An 18,935-nucleotide genomic window follows, 5' to 3' on the forward strand; every position below is an offset into this window, starting at 1 on the left:
TTATGCTTTCGGGTCAGGAAAGGGATATTCATGGTCGCCATCGCAGCGCAGATCCGCAAAGGCCGCAAATACGACCAGGTTCTGGCCGGGGCGCGGCTGGTCTTTCTGCAGCAGGGGTTCGAGGGCGCCAGCGTCGATGACATCGCGCGTGAGGCGGGCGTCTCGAAGGCCACGCTCTACAGCTATGTTCCCGACAAGCGCCTGCTGTTTCTGGAAGTGGCCAAGGCCGAATGTTGCCGGCTGGCCGATGAGGCCGAGGCGAATATCGGCTGCGATTGCACCCTGCGGGAGGCGCTGACCATTGCCGCGCGGACGCTGGTGGATTTCTTCACCTCGGATTTCTTTCTGCGCATGTACCGGATTTTCGTGGCTGAATCGGAACGCTTCCCCGAACTGGGTCGCGAATTCTATGCCAATGGCCCGCAACTGGGCCGCGAACGGATGGTGCGCTTTTTCGAGGATGCCGAGGCGCGCGGTCTGGTGATGATCGCCGACAAGTCGCTGGCCGCCGATCAGTTTGCCGAACTGTGCCGCGCGGATCTGTTCACCAAGCGGGTCATGGGGATCCTTGACGCGGTGACCGACGCGCAGAAGGCCCGTGTTGTCGGGGGCGCGGTTGAGATGTTTCTAGCCCGCTATGGCCGCAAGCCTGACTGACCCTGACCCGACTGACCCTGCGCAAAATCCGCTCTGCACAGTCCCCGGCCGTGGCAGATTCTGTCACGCGCCGTGGGTCAGTTGTGGAACTGATGCGCCCCCAGCCGCAGGATCAGGTTCGGATCGGGGCTGATCGCGGACCAGATATCCCACAGGCTGCGATGCCCGACGCCAAAGAAATTGCCTGAATGCTGGTCCAGCAGATCGGTTATGATCTGGAAATGCAGATGCGGGGCCCAGCCGCCGTTTTCGGGCCAGTCGCCCAGATGGGCAATGACCTGACCGGGGGCGACCGCATCGCCCGCGCGGCAAAGGTCCGGAAGGCTGGCACCCAGATGGCCGTAAAGCGTATAAAACGCACCGCCCCCGGGCAGGTCATGCGCAAGGATCAGCGTATGGCCGTAATCCAGCGGATCGGCATTGTAACAGACCGAATGCACCCGGCCGGGCAGGGGGGCATGGACGGCAAGGCCTGCCGGGGCGAAAAGGTCGATGCCCAGATGCAGGGTGCGGCGTTCCCCGCTCATCGCGTCGGCGAAATGCGCGGCACGGTAGACATGGCGGTCCTCGCCATAAAGACCGATGCCGCACTCCACCCCCTGCGTCGCGAACCAATCGTCAAAGCGGGGATCGGAAAAGGAGGGCATGTCGGCAATCTCGCCATTCGAGGGCAGGGCCATGGTCCGCATGCTGCGCGGATCGGGGTCAAGGACCGGCACGGGACTGGTCTGCGCCAGATGGGCGATCACCCGGTCCGCCCCGGGAACCGGTTTTTCGCCGGTTCCGGCGCGCAGCACAGCGCGCAGCAGACCCTGATCGACCGCCCTCAACCGGGCTGCGGTTTCCGGGGCTGCGGCGGCGATCAGCGCGGGCAGCTCCTTGGGGCCCAGCCCCAGACGGCGCAGCGCGGCATAAAGATCGGCTTCGGGCAGCAGGACGGGGGTGGGCTGGGACATCTTGGTGTTCCTATCCGATAAGCGCGGTTGCGACCCAGAACAGGGCCAGCAGCACCGGTTGATGCAGAAGATAGATCGGCAGGCTGTGGCGGCCCGCCCATTGCAGCACGCCACCGCCGGGCAGGCCCGCAGGATGCAGCAGGCGCTGCCACCAGCCCCGGCCCTGACCCAGTTTCGCCAGCGCCATGCCGGCCAGAACCGGTGCCGCCCAGGGCAGGACGGGCGTGTAATCCATCATCGGCGGATTCGCTTCTCCCAATCCCAGCCAGAGCAGCCAGGGCGCAGACAGCGCCGGTGAGGTCAGCCACCAGGGCGCCGCAAAAAGCGCGGCGGCGAGCAGCAGCAGCCCCGGGCCGGGCAGGGGCCGCAGCACCAGCGCCAGCAGCGATCCTGCCGCGATCATGTGCAGAATGCCGAAGCGCACCCAGATATCGGGCATGGCCAGTCTTGTGCCAAGGCTGACCACCGCCGCCGCCGCTACGATCACCGCAAGGCGGCGGGCAAAGGCGGCAGGGCGCAGAACCGCGCCATGGGCCAGCCAGAACGAGACCCCCGACAGGAACAGGAATGTGCCCGCGATCAGCCTTGCATAAAGCGGCAGGATGCCGGTCTGCACCGCCTCGGGCGGCAGATGGCCGAAGATGACCAGATCGAAACAGAAATGGAACGAGATCATCGCCAGGACCGCCAGTCCGCGCGCCAGATCCAGCACGGGACTGCGGGCGAGGGGGCTGAAAGGCGGGGTCAGGGTGGGATCGTTCATGCGCGCATGATGAGCCGGTTGCGCGGCAAAGAAAAGCCGTGCCGGGCTGCCGCCCCCCCGGAAAATCGCCTGTGATTGTCTCCCCCTATTTGTTCTGTCCCCAAATATCCCGCGGGTGAATTTGGCGCAGCCAAAGAGGGGGGGGCAGCGCCCCCCTGCGCCCTCTCGGTTCTGTCTGTCCGCGTTTGTTTTTCCGGACGGAAGGCGCTCCGGTCCGTTCCTGGGCGTTCCCTCCGGGGATATTCCCCGCCCGGTGCATTCCCGCCTTGCCCCTTCCGCCCTGCGCCATTATCCAGTTCCGGCCAGATTGCCGACCGGATTGGCGCTGCGGTCCGGTTTCGGGACCGGATCAGCCGGGCCGGGACCGGCAACAGCGGATCGACAGAGAGGGAGGACAGCCCATGACCACGAACAGCCGTTTCGACAAGTCGAAACTTCCCAGCCGCCATGTGACCGAAGGCCCGGCGCGCGCGCCGCACCGGTCCTATTTCTATGCCATGGGCATCACCGAACAGGAGATCCACCAGCCCTGGGTCGGCGTCGCGACCTGCTGGAACGAGGCCGCGCCCTGCAATATCGCGCTGAACCGTCAGGCGCAGGTCGTCAAGCATGGCGTGAAGAAGGGCGGCGGCACGCCGCGCGAATTCACCACGATCACCGTCACCGACGGCATCGCCATGGGGCATGAGGGCATGCGATCGTCCCTTGCCAGCCGTGAGGCGATTGCCGATACGGTGGAACTGACCGTGCGCGGCCATTGTTATGACGCGCTGGTCGGACTTGCGGGCTGCGACAAGTCGCTGCCGGGCATGATGATGGCGATGGTGCGGCTGAACGTGCCTTCGGTCTTCATCTATGGCGGATCCATCCTTCCGGGCCGTCTGGGCGGGCAGGATGTCACCGTGCAGGATGTGTTCGAGGCCGTGGGCAAGCATCAGGCCGGGAATTACTCGGATGCCGAGCTGGAAATCCTTGAACGTGTGGCCTGTCCTTCGGCGGGCGCCTGCGGCGGTCAGTTCACCGCCAACACCATGGCCTGCGTGTCCGAGGCGATCGGCCTTGCCCTGCCCAATTCCTCGGGCGCGCCCGCGCCTTACGAATCGCGCGACCAGTATTGCGAGGCGTCGGGCGTCGCGGTCATGCATCTGATCGAGAAGAACATCCGCGCCCGCGATATCGTCACGCGCAAAAGCCTTGAAAACGCGGCCCGTGTCGTGGCCTGCACCGGCGGGTCGACCAATGCAGGGCTCCACCTGCCCGCCATCGCGCATGAGGCAGGGATCGACTTCGACCTCTTTGATGTCTGCGACATCTTCCGCGACACGCCCTATTTCGTCGATCTGAAACCGGGCGGCAAATATGTGGCCAAGGATCTGTACGAATCCGGTGGCGTGCCGGTCGTGATGAAGGAATTGCGCAAGGCCGGGCTGATCCATGAGGATTGCATCACCGCCACGGGCCGCACCATCGGTGAGGAACTGGATGTCGTCACGCGTGAGGCCGATGGCCGCGTGATCTATCCCGCCGCCACGCCGATCACCAAGACCGGCGGCGTGGTCGGGCTGAAGGGCAACCTTGCCCCTGAAGGCGCCATCGTGAAGGTCGCTGGCATGTCCGAGGCCGAGCAGGTCTTTACCGGCCCGGCTCGCGTCTTCGATTGCGAAGAGGACGCCTTCGAGGCCGTGAAGGCCCGCACCTACAAGGAAGGTGAGGTCATCGTGATCCGCAACGAGGGCCCCGCAGGCGGCCCCGGCATGCGCGAAATGCTGGCCACCACCGCTGCACTTTCGGGGCAGGGCATGGGCAAGAAGGTGGCCTTGATCACCGACGGGCGTTTCTCGGGCGCGACGCGCGGCTTCTGTGTCGGCCATGTCGGGCCGGAATCGGCCCATGGCGGACCGATCGCGCTGCTGAAGAACGGCGATGTGATCACCATCAACGCGATCACCGGCGAATTGTCGGTCGCGCTGACGGATGAGGAACTCGCCGCCCGCAAGGCAGATTGGAAAGGCCCGCGTGCCACCGATTATGCCAGCGGGTCCCTGTGGAAATATGCCCGCCTTGTCGGCGGCGCGCGGCAGGGGGCGGTGACCCATCCGGGGGCAACCGCCGAAACCCATGTCTATATGGACCAGTAAGATCCGGGGGGCGGCGGCTTTGGTCGCCGCCTGCCTGATGCTTTCGGCCTGCGTGACGACAGGGGGCGGCGGTGGACGCAACACCGCGCCGCCTGCCGTTCCGGGCGGCGTGGCGCTGGCCGCGCCCTCGGGCTTCTGCCTTGTCGAAAGTACAAGGCAGATCCGCGACGGCGTCGATCTTGCCGGGTTCCGGCGTTGCCCGGGGGCGATGGCATCGGGCCCCGATTCGATTCTGACCGTGGTGATCGGCGGCGAGGGGTCGGCGCTTGGCCTGCAGGTCAACGGGCCGGACATGGCGGCCTATTTCACCTCTGATGCCGGGCGCCGCGCGCTGAGCCGCCGGGGCGATCCGCGCAGCGTGACCGTGCATGAGGTGCGTCGCAGCGAAACCGCGCTGCTGCTGCGCGTCACCGACCGGGCGCAGCCGGGAGCGGTGAATTCATGGCGCGCGGTGACGGGCCTGCGCGACCGGCTGGTGACCCTGTCGCTGCGCAACCCGGCGGAAGGCCCGGCCCTTGCCCCCGCCGAGGGTGAGGCGCTGATCCGGCGCTTTCTTGCGGCCATGCGCGGCGCGAACCGCCAGACGGCCGGACAGGAAGCAATACTGACGGATTGACCGATCGCATGCACAAGGGCGGACAAGCGGGCCTTTGGGATGTAATCTGCCGAAATCTTTGGAAATCCGAGTCGCGACCGGGATAAATACCAGTTGCGTCGGGCGGGGGAATCGTTTCCACAGGCGAAATAGTGTCGGGGCAGGGCAGACCAAAAGGGACCGGAGATGCGTGAAAGACTGATCGACCGGCTGATCCACCGGGGCGCCTTGCGCCGTTGGCGCAAGCTGGCCGATTTTGCGACCGGGCTGGATCTGGAAAGCCTGCAGCGCTACCGCGCGCAGGCCTGGACGCTGCGTCGCAGTCTGGACCGGGTGATCCATCTGGCCGAACACCGTCTGGCGCTGCCGGTGATCGGGTCCAACGCGCTGCGTCGACCGATGGGGGCCGACTGGGTCTGGCGGCCGATGCTGTGGAAAGGGCCGATCCCGGTGCCGGGCTATTCCTCGGTTCCGGGCAAGGCATCGATCTGCGAGGGCACCACGCTTTTCCATGATTGCCGCCGCAGCGAACTGACCCTGCGCCAGATCCGCAACAACCGCGACTCCGATCTTGCCCCTTTCGGTGCGCGGATGGATGTTTTCGGCTTTGACGGGTCGTTTCTATCCATGGTGATCGAACTGCCCCAAGAGGCGATCACGGGGCTGCGGCTCAATCATCTGATCCGGGTCAGTGCCATCGTCGAGATGGAAAAGCCGCTGGAAATCTTCGCCCGGCTGAACATCAAGCACGGCCCGAATGTCGAACAGGTGGTGCGCGAACTGCCGCTGAACGCAGACGAGGTGATGGTCGAGTTTGACCTTGCCTATACAAAAATGAACGAAAAGCGTGTCGAACGGCTTTGGGTCGATCTGATTTTTGAAGGCCCCGAGATGAACCAGATCATTCTGCGCGACGTGACCTTCGCGCGCCGCCCGCGGGCGGAACTTTAGGCGTCCCGGGGCGCGCACGCGGCGAAAGGCGGAAAGGAAAAGCCATGGCAGAGATGAGGCTTGTCAAGACACGGTTCCGGGCCGGGATCTGGGAAGGGGTGCTGTCGGGCGCCTCCGGCCAGCCGGTGCTGGATCTGCATCACAAGGACAAACCGGTCGGTACGCCGCAGATCACCGCGATTGCCGAACGCGCGGGGGACTGGGCGGTATCGGTGCCGGTTCCGGCGGATCTTCTGTCCGAGGGGGTCGAGACCTTTCTGATCTGCGACCGGGCGACGGGTGACAGACTGGCGCATTTCACCATCATTTCCGGTGTGGCGCTTGAGGACGACATCCGCGCCGAGGTCGATCTGCTGCGGGCGGAACTGGACATGCTCAAACGCGCCTTCCGCCGGCATTGTCTGGAAACCACGGCCTGAAACCGCATCCTGAAACCGCAGCCTAAAACCACGGTCTGAGCGGTCTTGCCGTCGCTGTCGCGCCTGACTTTCGGCAGTCTGCGCCGGACGTGAGGGGCGCGCGGCCCGGTCAGGTCCAGTCCACCTCTCCCAGAAAGATATAGCCCGCGCCATAGATCGTCTTGATCAGCGCGGGGTTTTTCGGATCCTCGCCCAGTTTCGTGCGCAGCCGCGAAATGCGCACATCCATGGCCCGGTCAAAACTTTCCCCTGCCGCGCCGCCCAGGCTTTCCTGCATCTGCGCGCGGGAAATCAGCCGTTTCGGCGCTTCCAGAAACAGGCGCAGCACCTCGCCCTCGGCATGGGAAAACGCCACCTCGGCCCCGCTGGCATCGATCATTACATAGCGGTCGAAATGCGCGGTCCAGCCGTTGAACCGGGCAATCTGGGCCTGTCGTTCCGCCCCGCCCCGCCCCTTGCGCAGCCTTGCCCGCACCCGGGCCACCACCTCGGCCGGATCGAAGGGTTTTATGATGTAGTCATCGGCCCCCAGTTCCAGCCCGGTCACCCGGTCCTGCACCTGTGCCCGGCCCGAAATGATGATGATTGCCGCCCCCGATTCCAGCGCCAGCCGGTGCACCACCGCCAGCCCGTCGCGGTCGGGCAGGCCCAGATCGACCAGACAGACATCGGGGGCAACCCGGTTCAGCGCCGCCTCGAATTCGGTGGCCCGGGCAAAGGCCATGCAGCGGAAACCGGCCTCTTCCAGCGCATCCTTCAACAGGCTGCGGATCTCGGGTTCGTCATCCAGAACCGTGATCAGCGCGGATCGGGTCATGCGGGGCCCCCTGTCAGGAAATGATCAAGCATCCGGGTGTCGAACGGCTTTTGCAACACGCCGAAGCGTGCCGCCCCCCGGTCACGCAGCGCGGTGCCGGGGGGCAGCGCACTCATCAGGCAGACGCGGGCGGGATGGGCGCGTGCTGCCAGCACCTCCAGCATCTCGACCCCGTTCATCGGACCCGCCAGCGAGATATCGGACAGGATCACGTCGATACCCGGCAGATCGGCCAGTTGCAGCCCCTCTTCGGCGCTGCCCGCCTCAATCACCGAATGGCCAAGGGCGCGCAGCATCTCGCGCACGGTCTCGCGGATATCGGCGCTGTCCTCGACCACCAGCACCAGACGCGGGGCGCTGCCCGGAACCGCACGACGCAGCGGCAGGCGCAGGATCACCCGCGCGCCTCCGCCTGCGCGGTTCGCCAGCCGCACGGTGCCCCCGGCCAGTGTTACCTGATCATAGACCATGGACAGGCCCAGCCCCGACCCCTCACCGCCCTTGGTGGTGAAGAAGGGTTCCAGCCCGCGCTCCAGCGCCTCGGGCGCAAAGCCCGGCCCGTCATCCTCGACTGCGATTTCCAGCCAGGTGTCGCGCAGCGCCCGGGCGGTCAGGCGGATGCAGCCCTGCCGCCCGGCCATGGCGTCGCGGGCGTTCAGGATCAGATTCACCAGCGCATCCTGCAAGGCCCCGGCATCCAGCATCAGCGCGGTGTCGATTTCGGTGTCCTGAACCTCCAGCACCTGACTGTCGGGCAGGACCGGACGCGCCAGAACCACCAGATCGGCCAGAAAATCGCGCAGATCGACCGCCGAGGGGCGCAGTTCCCGCCGCCCCGAAATCCCGGCGATCCGGTCCAGAAGCGTGCCGCCGCGCCGCGCTGCACCAAGGGTTGCCGCCACCAGATCCGCCCCGCCCAGCGGCAGCGCCATGCGTTGCAGCCGCGATTGCAGGCCCAGGATGATGGTCAGAAGGTTCGAGAAATCATGCGCCAGACCGCTGGTCACCTGGGCTGCCAGTTCGCGCTTGCGGGTCTGCATCAGGGCGGACCGCGCCTGCACCTCTTCGGTCACATCCATCGACAGGATATAGACGCCGTTGATCGGCCCTGCGGCCTCTGACATGCCGCCTTTGGCCCCGTTCCCGTCCGTGCCATGGGGCGGCGCCTGGGGCAGCCGGTCGGGGGTGAAGGCCGCGCGGATGCGCCGTCCGCTTTCGTCATCCGCGAATTCGAAAACCGAGGCCTCACCGGCCAGCGCGCGGTCCAGATAGGGCGCGATCTTTTCAAAGGTCGCCTGCCCCAAGGCCTCACGCCCCGTCAGGCCCAGAATGGAATTGGGTCGCCCCGGCATGACCGAGGACAGCCGCCGGTTGGAATAGGTATAGCGCAGGTCGCGCCCGACATGGGCGATATGGGCGGGCATCATCTCGGTCGTCAGACGGGTGCGCGCCTCCATCTCGGTCAGTTCGCGCTTGGCTTCCTGCAGGGCTGCGTTGGTCGCGGCCAGTTCGCGGTTTGCCTGCGCCAGCCGTTCGGCATTGGCCAGAACCTGTTCAGACAATTCCTCGGACCGGGCGCGCAGCAGCCCTTCCTGCATCTTGATTTCGGTGATGTCGGTATAGACCGTGACCCAGCCGCCCTGCGGCAAGGGTGCCCCCTCGACCGAGATCCAACGCCCGTTCGCGCGACGGCGCTCCATGTAATGCGGCTGAAAGGCACGGGCGGTCTCGACCCGGGCGCGGACGGCCTCGGCCTCATTCCCGACCGGGCCGTATTCGCCCTGCTGCACCAGATAGCGGATGGTTTCCTCAAAGCTGACACCGGTATGCGTCAGCCAGTCGGGAAGGCCGAACATGTCCTGATAGCGCCGGTTGCACAGCGCCAGTTGCAGGTCATTGTCGAAGATCGACAGCGCCTGCTGGATCAGGTTCAGCCCCGCCGCCGTCAGGCTGGCCCGCATCCCTTCGGTCAGTTCCATCCGCGCCCCTTGCTTTTTCTGTCCGGAAATATCCCGGGGGTCCGGGGGCTGGACCCCGGCCTTGTCCGGGGCCCCGCCCTGCCGGAACGCTAGCACCCTGCGCTGCGCGGCGGAAAGCCCCGGAACCAGCCTGTTACAATTCGCAAGGATTGCGAAAAGTTCACGCAACCTTTCCGGCACATCCCTATGCTTGGTCCCATGGACGGCGACAGAATCGTCCGGGATGACAGGGCCGGGGATGCCGCAGCGCGCCCCCGGAAAGGGAGGAACCGCATGACCGACGCCGTGGCGCAGCCTGCGCCCGATTCTGGACCTGTACTTGGCCCCGCAACTGGCCCCGCGTCGATCCCCGCGCTTCTGGCGCGCAATGCCGCCCGGCATGGCGCGAAACCGGCATGGCGGGAAAAGGAATTCGGCATCTGGCAAAGCTGGACATGGGCCGAAGCGGCGGTCGAGATCCGCGCCATGGCGCTGGGCTTTCTGGCGCGGGGTCTGGAACCGGGGGACTATGTCGCGATCATCGGGCGCAACCGGCCGCAGCTTTACTGGTCGATGATCGCAGCCCAGATGTGCGGCGCGGTGCCGGTGCCTTTGTATCAGGATGCCGTGGCCGAAGAGATGGCCTATGTGCTGGATCATTGCGGCGCACGGTTCGTGATCGCGGGCGATCAGGAACAGGTGGACAAGGTGCTGGAAATTCAGGACCGGCTGCCCGCTGTGGAACGCATCGTCTATCTGGACGGGCGCGGCATGCGCAAATACGACCATGCGCGCATGGATGCGCTGGCGGCACTGGTCGCCGATGGGAGGGCCGCCAGCCCCGAGCGCGGCGCCGAACTGGATGCGCGTATCGCGGCCCTCGGCCCCGACAGCACCTGTGTGATGCTCTATACCTCGGGCACGACCGGCAAGCCCAAGGGCGTAGTCCTGTCGAACCGCAATATCATCGAGACGGCGCGGAACTCGTCCGAATTCGACGGGCTGCGCGCGGGGGATGAGGTTCTCGCCTATCTGCCGATGGCCTGGGTCGGCGATTTCATCTTCTCCATCGGTCAGGCGCTGTGGACCGGGTTCTGTGTGAACTGCCCCGAAAGTCCCGACACGATGATGACCGACCTGCGCGAGATCGGGCCAACCTATTTCTTTGCCCCGCCCCGGGTGTTCGAGGGGCAGCTGACCAATGTGATGATCCGGATGGAGGATGCCGGGCGGCTGAAGCAATGGCTGTTCCACCGTTTCATGGCCACCGCCCGCCGCGTCGGCCCCGCGATCCTTGATGGCCGCCCCGTCGCCCTGTCCGACCGGCTGGCCTATGCGCTGGGGGATCTGCTGGTCTATGGCCCCTTGAAAAACACGCTGGGTTATTCGCGCATCCGCGTCGGATATACGGCCGGAGAGGCGATCGGCCCCGAGATCTTTGACTTCTACCGCGCGCTCGGGATCAACCTGAAACAGCTTTACGGCCAGACCGAGGCATCGGTCTTCATCACCCAGCAACCCGATGGCGAGGTGAGGTCCGATACGGTGGGCGTGCCTTCGCCGGGGGTGGAGCTGCGCATCGCGGATAACGGAGAGGTGTTCTACCGTTCCCCCGGCACCTTTGTCGAATATTACAAGAACGCCGAAAGCACCGCCGCAACCAAGGATGCTGAGGGTTGGGTGGCCACCGGAGATGCCGGGTTCTTTGAGGAAGGCACCGGCCATCTGCGCATCATCGACCGTGCCAAGGATGTGGGCAAGATGGCGGATGGGCGGCTTTTCGCGCCGAAATATGTTGAAAACAAACTGAAATTCTATCCCGCGATCCTAGAGGCCGTGGTCTTCGGCAATGGCCGAGACCGTTGCACCGCTTTCGTCAATATCGACCTTGCAGCGGTGGGCAACTGGGCCGAACGCAACAATATCGCCTATTCCAGCTATCAGGAACTGTCGCAGCACCCGGATGTGCGCGGAATGATCAAGGCCCATATCGCCGAGGTCAATGCCTCGATCGCCGCCGATCCGATGCTGGCGGGCTGTCAGATCCACCGCTTCCTGATCCTGCACAAGGAACTGGATGCCGATGACGGAGAGATGACTCGCACGCGCAAGGTGCGCCGCCGGGTGATCGAGGAGAAATATGTCGATCTGATCGACGCACTTTATGGTGGGGTGGCCAGTATCCAGACCGAAACCGAAGTGACCTACGAGGATGGCCGCAAGGGACATATCCGCGCGACGCTGGTGATCGAGGAGGCGGCGGTTGTTGCCGGTGGGCAGAGGATGGCGGCTGAATGAGCGGTGCTTTTCACGCCCCCGGCATCTATCCGCTTGCCCCCCACCTCCGACCCCACCCCACGAGGGGGAGGGGAGGTGACCCGGACCCGGTAACAGTGCGACAGGCAAAGACGGTCCCGCCCCCCTTGTTGGGGAGGAGGGGAGGGGGGGCAGCGGCCCCCGGCAGAAGGAACCCCCTCAGATGAACGCCCCTTCCCCTGACGGCTACACCACCGCCGATGGCCGCAGCATCGGGCCTGTCCTGATGGAAATGAAGAACATCACCCTGCGCTTTGGCGGGGTGAAGGCGATCACCGATATTTCCTTCGACATCCGCGAAGGTGAGATCCGCGCGATCATCGGGCCGAACGGGGCGGGCAAATCCTCGATGCTGAACGTGATCTCGGGATTCTATGTCCCGCAAGAGGGTGAGGTCTGGTTCCGCGGCGCGCGCCGTCCGGCGATGAAACCCTTTCAGGTGGCGCGGCAGGGCATTGCGCGGACCTTCCAGAATATCGCGCTGTTCGAAGGGATGAGCGTTCTGGACAATATCATGACCGGTCGTCTGACGCTGATGAAATCCGGGCTGATGGCGCAGGCGCTGTGGTGGGGGCGGGCCGAGGCCGAGGAGACCGCGCATCGCGCCGAGGTCGAGCGCATCATCGACTTTCTGGAAATCCAGCATATCCGCAAGACGCCGGTGGGGCGTCTGCCTTACGGGCTGAAGAAACGGGTTGAACTGGCGCGGGCACTGGCGGCGGAACCCAAACTGCTGCTGCTGGATGAGCCGATGGCGGGCATGAATGTCGAGGAGAAAGAGGACATGTCCCGCTTCATCCTGGATGTGAATGACGAATTCGGCACCACCATCGCGCTGATCGAGCATGACATGGGCGTGGTCATGGACTTGTCAGACCGCGTTGTGGTGATGGATTACGGCAAGAAGATCGGCGACGGCACCCCCGATGAGGTGCGCAGCAATCAGGCCGTTATCGACGCCTATCTGGGGGTGGCGCATGACTGACGCTGCGCATTCCTCGCCCGATACGCCGGGCCGCGTTTTGCGGCGCAATCGCAGGAATCGTGCTGCGCAGGCGTCCCGGCGGGGCCGCGCGGCGCTGGTGGCTGGCGCTGTGGTTCTGACCTGTCTGGCGGCCCCGCTCCGGGCCGGGGATGCCGCGCAGAGCGATCCGGCGGGGGCGGTTTGGACCGGGCTGCTGGATGCCTGTCTGGCGTTGATGGACCGTCGCGTGCTGGTGCCCGGCCTGGGCAAGGGCTGGCGGTCGCAGGGCTTCGGGGCCGAGATCGCCAAGGGTGAATGGCTGCGCGACTACACGCATCGCCCGACCGGGGCGCTGGCGCAGCTTCAGCATCATCGTGAGATGAAGCGTGTGGATTTCTGCGGCACCTCGATCTTCCGGCATTTCCCGGCCAGCGCGGTGATGGCGGCAACCGAAGGCTGGGTTTCGGCAGGGATTGCGGCAGGATGGCTGACCGATACCGGGCGCGAAACCGGCCTTGGCCGCGATCTGGAACCGGTCGCGGGCATGGTCTGGACCTATCAATGGTGCGGCGCCAAGGGCGGCGCGGCCAGCATCCGGCTGGAAATGTCCGAGTTCCCGCCCGCCCGGATGGACATCTATCGCAATGACGACTGCGCGGAGGAAAGCTAGGCCATGCCGGAACAGTTCTATTTCGCGCTGGAGGTGTCGCTGAACGGTCTGATGGCCGGGATCATGTACGCCCTTGTGGCGCTGGGTTTCGTGCTGATCTTCAAGGCCAGCGGTATCTTCAACTATGCGCAGGGGGTGCTGGCGCTGTTTGCGGCGCTGACGCTGGTGGGGCTGCAGAACGGGCAGATCCCCTTTGCCCATCTGATCAATGCGGTCTTCGGCACCAGCCTGCACCATTTCGGCTGGACGTTGCCTGCCGTGGTGGCCATCGCCCTGACGGCGGTGGTGATGACGGGGCTTGCGATCCTGATCGAGCGGTACATCCTCAAGCATCTGGTCAATCAGGAACCGATCATCCTGTTCATGGCGACCATTGGTCTTGCCTATTTTCTGGAAGGGCTGGGCGATGTCATGTGGGGGGCCGAGATCAAGAACCTTGATGTCGGACTGCCGCAGGGCATTTCCGAGACCATTGATGAAGTGACCTTCAACTGGTTCGGCTATGGGTTCTTCATCGACCGGCTGGATATCGTGGCAACGCTTGTGGCGGCGGCGCTGGTGATCTCGCTGATGCTGTTCTCGCAATTCACCAAATATGGCCGCGCGCTGCGGGCCGTGGCCGATGACCATCAGGCGGCGCTCTCGGTGGGGATCAGCCTGCGCTTCATCTGGGTGATGGTCTGGTCCATCGCAGGCATCGTGGCGCTGGTCGCGGGCATCATGTGGGGGTCGAAATCCGGTGTGCAGTTCTCCTTGTCGCTGATCGCGCTGAAGGCGCTGCCGGTGCTGATGCTGGGCGGTTTCACCTCGATCCCCGGCGCGATTGTCGGCGGGCTGATCATCGGGATGGGCGAGAAACTGTTTGAATTCTTCATCGGGCCGATGATCGGGGGGGCCACGGAAAACTGGTTCGCCTATGTGCTGGCGCTGATCTTTCTCGTCTTCCGGCCGCAGGGTCTGTTCGGCGAACGCATCATCGAAAGGGTCTGAGAATGTCAGCGGCGGCAGAACCCGGAACGACAGCGCGCGCAAGGAAACGCGCCGATTGTATCCGGCGCGACCGGAAGCAGCACAAGGGAGGGCGGGCTTATGTTCTATCGTGAGGCGGGCGATTTCAAATCCTCCTATCCCGGGGACAGCCAGACCTTTCCGATCCGCTTTGACAGGATGCGCTATTACGCGGTGCTGGCGGTGGCTTTCGGGATCATCCCCTTTGTCATCAACGACTATTGGGCCAGTGCGGTTATTGTTCCCTTCCTGATCTATGCCATCGCGGCGCTGGGGCTGAATATCCTGACGGGCTATTGCGGGCAGGTCAGTCTTGGCACCGGCGGGTTCATGGCCGTGGGGGCCTATGCCTGCTACAAGCTGATGACCGCTTTTCCGGAAGTGTCGATCCTGATCCATATCCTGATCGCGGGGGGGATCACGGCGGCGGTCGGGGTGCTGTTCGGCCTGCCATCGCTGCGCATCAAGGGTTTCTATCTGGCGGTGGCGACACTGGCGGCACAGTTCTTTCTTGTCTGGCTGTTCAACAAGGTGCCGTGGTTTTACAACTACTCCGCCTCGGGCCAGATCTCGGCGCCCGAGCGGACCTTCCTTGGCGTGGCGCTGACCGGGGCCAATGCCTCGGCTCCGGCGAAATACCTGACCTGTGCAATATTCCTGTTCGCGCTGGCCTGGCTGGCGCGGAACCTGACGCGCGGCACGATCGGGCGGAAATGGATGGCGATCCGCGATATGGACATCGCGGCCGAGATTATCGGGGTCAATCCGCTGACCACCAAATTGTCGGCTTTCGCGGTCAGTTCCTTCTTCATCGGCATTTCGGGGGCGCTGTTCTTCGCGGTCTATCTGGGGGCCGCCGAGGTAGGTGAAAGCTTCGGCATCAACAAGTCCTTCCTTGTGCTCTTCATGATCATCATCGGGGGATTGGGCTCGATTTTCGGCAGCCTTGCGGGGGCGGCCTTTCTGGTGCTGCTGCCGGTGTTTTTGAAGAATGTTCTGGTGGGGATGCTGGGTTGGCCAACCGATCTGGCCGCGCATCTGGAATTGATGATCGTGGGTGCGCTGATCGTGATCTTTCTGATCGCCGAGCCGCATGGGCTCAATCAGCTCTGGCGCGTCACGAAAGAAAAACTGCGGCTCTGGCCCTTCCCGCATTGAAGGGCCGGCCAAGGAGAAGACCGGCAGAACCGGCATGACAACTGACATGAAACGGGAGGAGACCGAACCATGACCTTCAGATTAGCAGCCCCCGCCGCCGCCATGCTGGCTGCGGCCCTTGCGACGGCGGCCCCGGCCCCGGCGCAGGATCTGCATTTTCCCTCACTCAGCTATCGCACCGGACCCTTCGGCGCGGGGGGGATCCCCTTTGCCGATGGCTATTCCGATTACCTGACGCTGATGAATGAACGCGACGGCGGCATCGGCGGCGTGCCGATCCGCCAGACCGAATGTGAAACCGCCTATAACACCGAAAAGGGGGTGGAGTGTTATGAGGCGATCAAGGGCGACAGCCCGCTGATCCTGCAACCGCTGTCCACGGGCATCACCTATCAGCTGATCCCGCGCGTCACGGCGGACGGCATCCCCTTGCACACGATGGGTTACGGGCGCACCTCGGCCAAGAACGGCGCGGTGTTCAGCCATATCTTCAACTATCCCGCGAATTACTGGGATGGCGCGTCCATCGCCATCAAGCATCTGCTGGACATCAATGGCGGCGATCTGTCGGGAAAGAAGATCGCGCTGGTCTATCACAATTCCGCCTATGGCAAGGAGCCGATCCGCACGCTTGAGGAACTTTCCGAGAAACACGGTTACGCGCTGAGCCTCTTGCCCGTGGACAGCCCCGGACAGGAACAGAAAAGCCAGTGGCTGCAGATCCGCCGGGACAAGCCCGATTACGTTCTGATGTGGGGCTGGGGCGTGATGAACCCGGTCGCCATTCAGGAAGCCGCCAATATCCGCTTCCCGATGGAAAACTTCATCGGCGTCTGGTGGTCGGGGTCTGAAAATGACGTGCTGCCGGCCGGTGCTGGCGCGCATGGCTATAAAAGTCTTGCGATGCATGGCACCGGCATGGATTACCCGGTCTATGCGGATATGAAGCAATATGTCATCGACGCGGGCAAGGCGGCAGGTGCGGGTGATCAGGTCGGCTCGGTGCTGTATTCGCGGGGCATGTATGCGGCGATGCTGGCGGTCGAGGCCGCGCGCAAGGCGCAGGAAATCCATGGCACCGCCGAGATCACGCCCGCGATGATGCGCGACGGCATGGAGGCGCTGGAGATCACCGAGGAACGCATGGCCGAGATCGGCCTGCCGAATTTCGGTCCGGCCTTTGCGGTCAGTTGCGAAAACCATGGCGGCCCGGGGCGCGGCCTTGTGCAGCAATGGGATGCGACGGCGAAGCAGTGGAACCTGATCACCGACTGGATCGAAAGCGATCTTGAGGTGATCGACGCGCTGGTGGCCGAGGACAGTGCCGCCTATGCCGCCGAGGCCGGGATCACCCCGGGCTGCAACTGAACCCTTGCCGGGGGCGGGCGCGGCCTGCCCCCCGGTCCACACCGGCGCCTCTGCGCGTCTGACGCCCTGATCCACCGGAAAGGCAAGCCAATGCTGGATGACAGTCCCGCGCGCCGCATCGACCCGCAGCCCGAGACCGGGGCGCTGCTGGAGGTCAACAATATCGAGGTGATCTACAACCATGTGATCCTTGTGCTGAAAGGGGTCAGCCTGAGCGTGCCGAAAGGCCGGATCACGGCGTTGCTGGGCGGCAACGGCGCGGGCAAGACAACCACGCTCAAGGCCATATCGAACCTTCTGCATTCGGAACGCGGTGAGGTCACGAAGGGCAGCATCCTCTATAAAGGCCGGAACGTGCAGGATCTGGACCCTTCCGACATGGTCAAGGCCGGGGTGATTCAGGTCATGGAGGGGCGCCACTGTTTTGAACATCTGACGGTTGAGGAAAACCTGCTGACCGGCGCCTATACCCGGCGTGACGGCGCGGCGGCCATCGCCGCCGATCTGGAACGGGTCTATGACTATTTCCCCCGCTTGCGCGAACGCCGGCGTTCGCAGGCAGGCTATACCTCGGGGGGGGAACAGCAGATGACGGCCATAGGCCGGGCGCTGATGTCAAAGCCCGAGATGATCCTGCTGGACGAACCCTCGATGGGGCTTGCGCCGCAGTTGGTGGAACAGATTTTTGAGATCGTGCGCGCCGTGAATGAACACGAGGGCGTGACCTTCCTCCTGGCCGAACAGAACACCAATGTCGCGCTGCGCTATGCCGATGCGGGCTATATCCTTGAAAGCGGCCGGGTGGTGATGGAGGGCAGCGCGCAGGATCTGCGGGAAAACCCGGATGTGAAGGAATTCTATCTGGGCATGTCCGACAAGGGGCGGAAATCCTTTCGCGACGTGCGCAGCTACCGGCGCCGCAAGCGGTGGCTGTCATGAGGGGGAGGCGGCCATGACCCATTTCGATGCGCTGGAAACCCGGTCGCAGGATGCGCGCGAGGCGGCGCAGACCGCGCTGTTGCGTCAGGGTGTGGCGCTTGCGGCCTCGGCCCCGGCGGGGCAACATCTGGCGGGCGCGCGGATCGACAGCCTTGCCGATCTGGCCTCGCTGCCGGTGCTGCGCAAATCCGATCTGACCAACTGGCAGCGCGCCCGCCCGCCCTTTGGCGGCCTTTATACCGGGGCGGTGGGCCAAGTGTTCCAGTCACCCGGACCGATCTATGAACCTGGCGGCATCACGCCCGACTGGTGGCGGATGGGACGGTTTCTGCATGCGGCGGGGATCGGGCCGCAGGACATGGTGCAGAACTGCTTTTCCTATCACCTTGTCCCGGCAGGAATGATCTTCGAATCCGGGGCGCGGGCGGTGGGCGCGCGTGTCCTGCCCGCAGGTACGGGCCAGACCGACCTGCAGGTGCGTGCGGCGGCGGATCTGGGCAGCACGGCCTATGCGGGCACGCCCGATTACCTGAAGGTGATCCTTGACCGCGCCGAGGAGATGGGGGAACGGCTGGCCATCACCCGCGCCGTGGTCGGGGGCGGGGCGCTGTTCCCGTCCTTGCGCCAGTCCTATGCGGATCGCGGAATTCTGTGTCTGCAATGCTATGCCACCGCCGATCTGGGCAATATCGCTTACGAATCCCCGGCAATGGAGGGGATGATCCTGGATGAGGGCGTGATCGTGGAAATCGTGCGTCCCGGCACCGGCGATCCCGTGCCCGAGGGCGAGGTGGGCGAGGTGCTGGTCACCGCCCTTAACCCCGATTACCCGCTGATCCGCTTTGCCACCGGTGATCTGTCGGCCTTTCTGCCCGGGCAGTCGCCCTGCGGACGGACCGGGCGGCGCATCAAGGGCTGGATGGGGCGGGCCGACCAGACCACCAAGATCAAGGGCATGTTCGTGCGTCCCGAACAGGTCGCGGCCCTTGTCGCGGCCCATCCCGAGGTGCTGCGTGCGCGGATTGTCGCCTCACGCCGGGGTGAAAGTGATGAAATGACCGTGAAGCTGGAAACCCGTGCCACCGATCCGGCGTTGTATGAGGGGACGATTCTTGCAACGCTGAAACTGCGGGGCAGGGTAGAGCTTGTGCCGCCGGGCAGCCTGCCGAATGATGGCAAGGTGATCGAGGATCTGCGCAGCTACGATTAGGCGCGGCCCCTTTCCGGCGGACAGGCCCGGCAACCGGGCCCGGCAAAG

At 64.6% G+C, this 18,935-nt stretch carries 17 protein-coding genes; 13 read left to right on the forward strand and 4 right to left on the reverse strand.

Annotation, left to right across the window (positions count from 1 at the left end):
• Positions 1-30: 30 nt before the first annotated feature.
• Positions 31-657, forward strand: a complete 627-nt coding sequence (locus JL811_RS01110) for a TetR/AcrR family transcriptional regulator (protein ID WP_202686377.1) — start codon at positions 31-33, stop codon at positions 655-657.
• Positions 658-734: 77 nt separating this feature from the next.
• Here JL811_RS01110 and JL811_RS01115 read toward each other — a convergent pair whose 3' ends face one another.
• Together JL811_RS01115 and JL811_RS01120 are read right to left on the reverse strand one after the other, a co-directional pair.
• Complete coding sequence (locus tag JL811_RS01115; RefSeq protein WP_202686378.1) at positions 735-1,613, reverse strand: peptidoglycan DD-metalloendopeptidase family protein; 879 nt, start codon at positions 1,611-1,613, stop codon at positions 735-737.
• A 10-nt stretch (positions 1,614-1,623) separates the two neighbouring features.
• Positions 1,624-2,376, reverse strand: a complete 753-nt coding sequence (locus JL811_RS01120) for a heparan-alpha-glucosaminide N-acetyltransferase (RefSeq protein WP_202686379.1) — start codon at positions 2,374-2,376, stop codon at positions 1,624-1,626.
• A 401-nt stretch (positions 2,377-2,777) separates the two neighbouring features.
• Here JL811_RS01120 and ilvD point away from each other — a divergent pair, with 401 nt between their 5' ends.
• From ilvD to JL811_RS01140, 4 genes are all read left to right on the forward strand, one after another.
• Positions 2,778-4,514 (forward strand): dihydroxy-acid dehydratase, encoded by a 1,737-nt coding sequence (gene ilvD / locus JL811_RS01125; protein ID WP_202686380.1) that lies wholly within the window; start codon positions 2,778-2,780, stop codon positions 4,512-4,514.
• On the forward strand, positions 4,495-5,130 hold the full coding sequence (locus JL811_RS01130; RefSeq protein WP_202686381.1) for a cation transport ATPase: 636 nt from the start codon (positions 4,495-4,497) through the stop codon (positions 5,128-5,130). The genes ilvD and JL811_RS01130 overlap by 20 nt, the downstream gene beginning before the upstream one ends.
• A gap of 165 nt (positions 5,131-5,295) precedes the next feature.
• Positions 5,296-6,060, forward strand: coding sequence for a DUF6478 family protein (locus tag JL811_RS01135; RefSeq protein ID WP_202686382.1), 765 nt, complete (start codon positions 5,296-5,298; stop codon positions 6,058-6,060).
• A 44-nt stretch (positions 6,061-6,104) separates the two neighbouring features.
• Positions 6,105-6,479 carry a hypothetical protein gene (locus JL811_RS01140; RefSeq protein WP_202686383.1) on the forward strand — a complete coding sequence of 125 codons (375 nt, stop codon included), beginning with the start codon at positions 6,105-6,107 and terminating at the stop codon, positions 6,477-6,479.
• Positions 6,480-6,588: 109 nt separating this feature from the next.
• Here the strand turns inward: JL811_RS01140 and JL811_RS01145 are convergent, their stop codons facing one another.
• Entirely contained in the window at positions 6,589-7,296 is a 708-nt protein-coding gene (locus tag JL811_RS01145) for a response regulator transcription factor (RefSeq protein WP_202686384.1), read from the reverse strand.
• Positions 7,293-9,275 carry a PAS-domain containing protein gene (locus JL811_RS01150; RefSeq protein ID WP_202686385.1) on the reverse strand — a complete coding sequence of 661 codons (1,983 nt, stop codon included), beginning with the start codon at positions 9,273-9,275 and terminating at the stop codon, positions 7,293-7,295. Before JL811_RS01150 ends, JL811_RS01145 begins: the two co-directional genes overlap by 4 nt.
• A gap of 273 nt (positions 9,276-9,548) precedes the next feature.
• Here JL811_RS01150 and JL811_RS01155 point away from each other — a divergent pair, with 273 nt between their 5' ends.
• The 8 genes from JL811_RS01155 to JL811_RS01190 all read left to right on the forward strand — a co-directional run bounded on the left by JL811_RS01155 (position 9,549) and on the right by JL811_RS01190 (position 18,887).
• Entirely contained in the window at positions 9,549-11,552 is a 2,004-nt protein-coding gene (locus tag JL811_RS01155; protein WP_202686386.1) for an AMP-binding protein, read from the forward strand.
• Between the two features lie 181 nt (positions 11,553-11,733).
• Positions 11,734-12,555 carry an ABC transporter ATP-binding protein gene (locus tag JL811_RS01160; protein ID WP_202686387.1) on the forward strand — a complete coding sequence of 274 codons (822 nt, stop codon included), beginning with the start codon at positions 11,734-11,736 and terminating at the stop codon, positions 12,553-12,555.
• Positions 12,548-13,204: a hypothetical protein gene (locus JL811_RS01165; protein WP_202686388.1), complete on the forward strand. Its 657-nt coding sequence runs from the start codon at positions 12,548-12,550 to the stop codon at positions 13,202-13,204. The genes JL811_RS01160 and JL811_RS01165 overlap by 8 nt, the downstream gene beginning before the upstream one ends.
• 3 nt (positions 13,205-13,207) lie before the next feature.
• A complete protein-coding gene (locus JL811_RS01170) occupies positions 13,208-14,194 on the forward strand; it encodes a branched-chain amino acid ABC transporter permease (RefSeq protein ID WP_202686389.1) in 987 nt (328 codons plus the stop codon).
• A 99-nt stretch (positions 14,195-14,293) separates the two neighbouring features.
• On the forward strand, positions 14,294-15,370 hold the full coding sequence (locus JL811_RS01175; protein WP_202686390.1) for a branched-chain amino acid ABC transporter permease: 1,077 nt from the start codon (positions 14,294-14,296) through the stop codon (positions 15,368-15,370).
• Positions 15,371-15,439: 69 nt separating this feature from the next.
• Entirely contained in the window at positions 15,440-16,738 is a 1,299-nt protein-coding gene (locus JL811_RS01180; RefSeq protein WP_202686391.1) for an ABC transporter substrate-binding protein, read from the forward strand.
• Positions 16,739-16,828: 90 nt separating this feature from the next.
• Complete coding sequence (locus JL811_RS01185) at positions 16,829-17,677, forward strand: ABC transporter ATP-binding protein (RefSeq protein ID WP_202686392.1); 849 nt, start codon at positions 16,829-16,831, stop codon at positions 17,675-17,677.
• 13 nt (positions 17,678-17,690) lie between these two features.
• Complete coding sequence (locus tag JL811_RS01190) at positions 17,691-18,887, forward strand: phenylacetate--CoA ligase family protein (protein ID WP_202686393.1); 1,197 nt, start codon at positions 17,691-17,693, stop codon at positions 18,885-18,887.
• Positions 18,888-18,935: the final 48 nt, after the last annotated feature.

Origin of the sequence: Szabonella alba, from assembly GCF_016765775.1 — a bacterium.
In the GTDB taxonomy this organism is placed as follows: Bacteria; Pseudomonadota; Alphaproteobacteria; order Rhodobacterales; family Rhodobacteraceae; genus Szabonella; species Szabonella alba.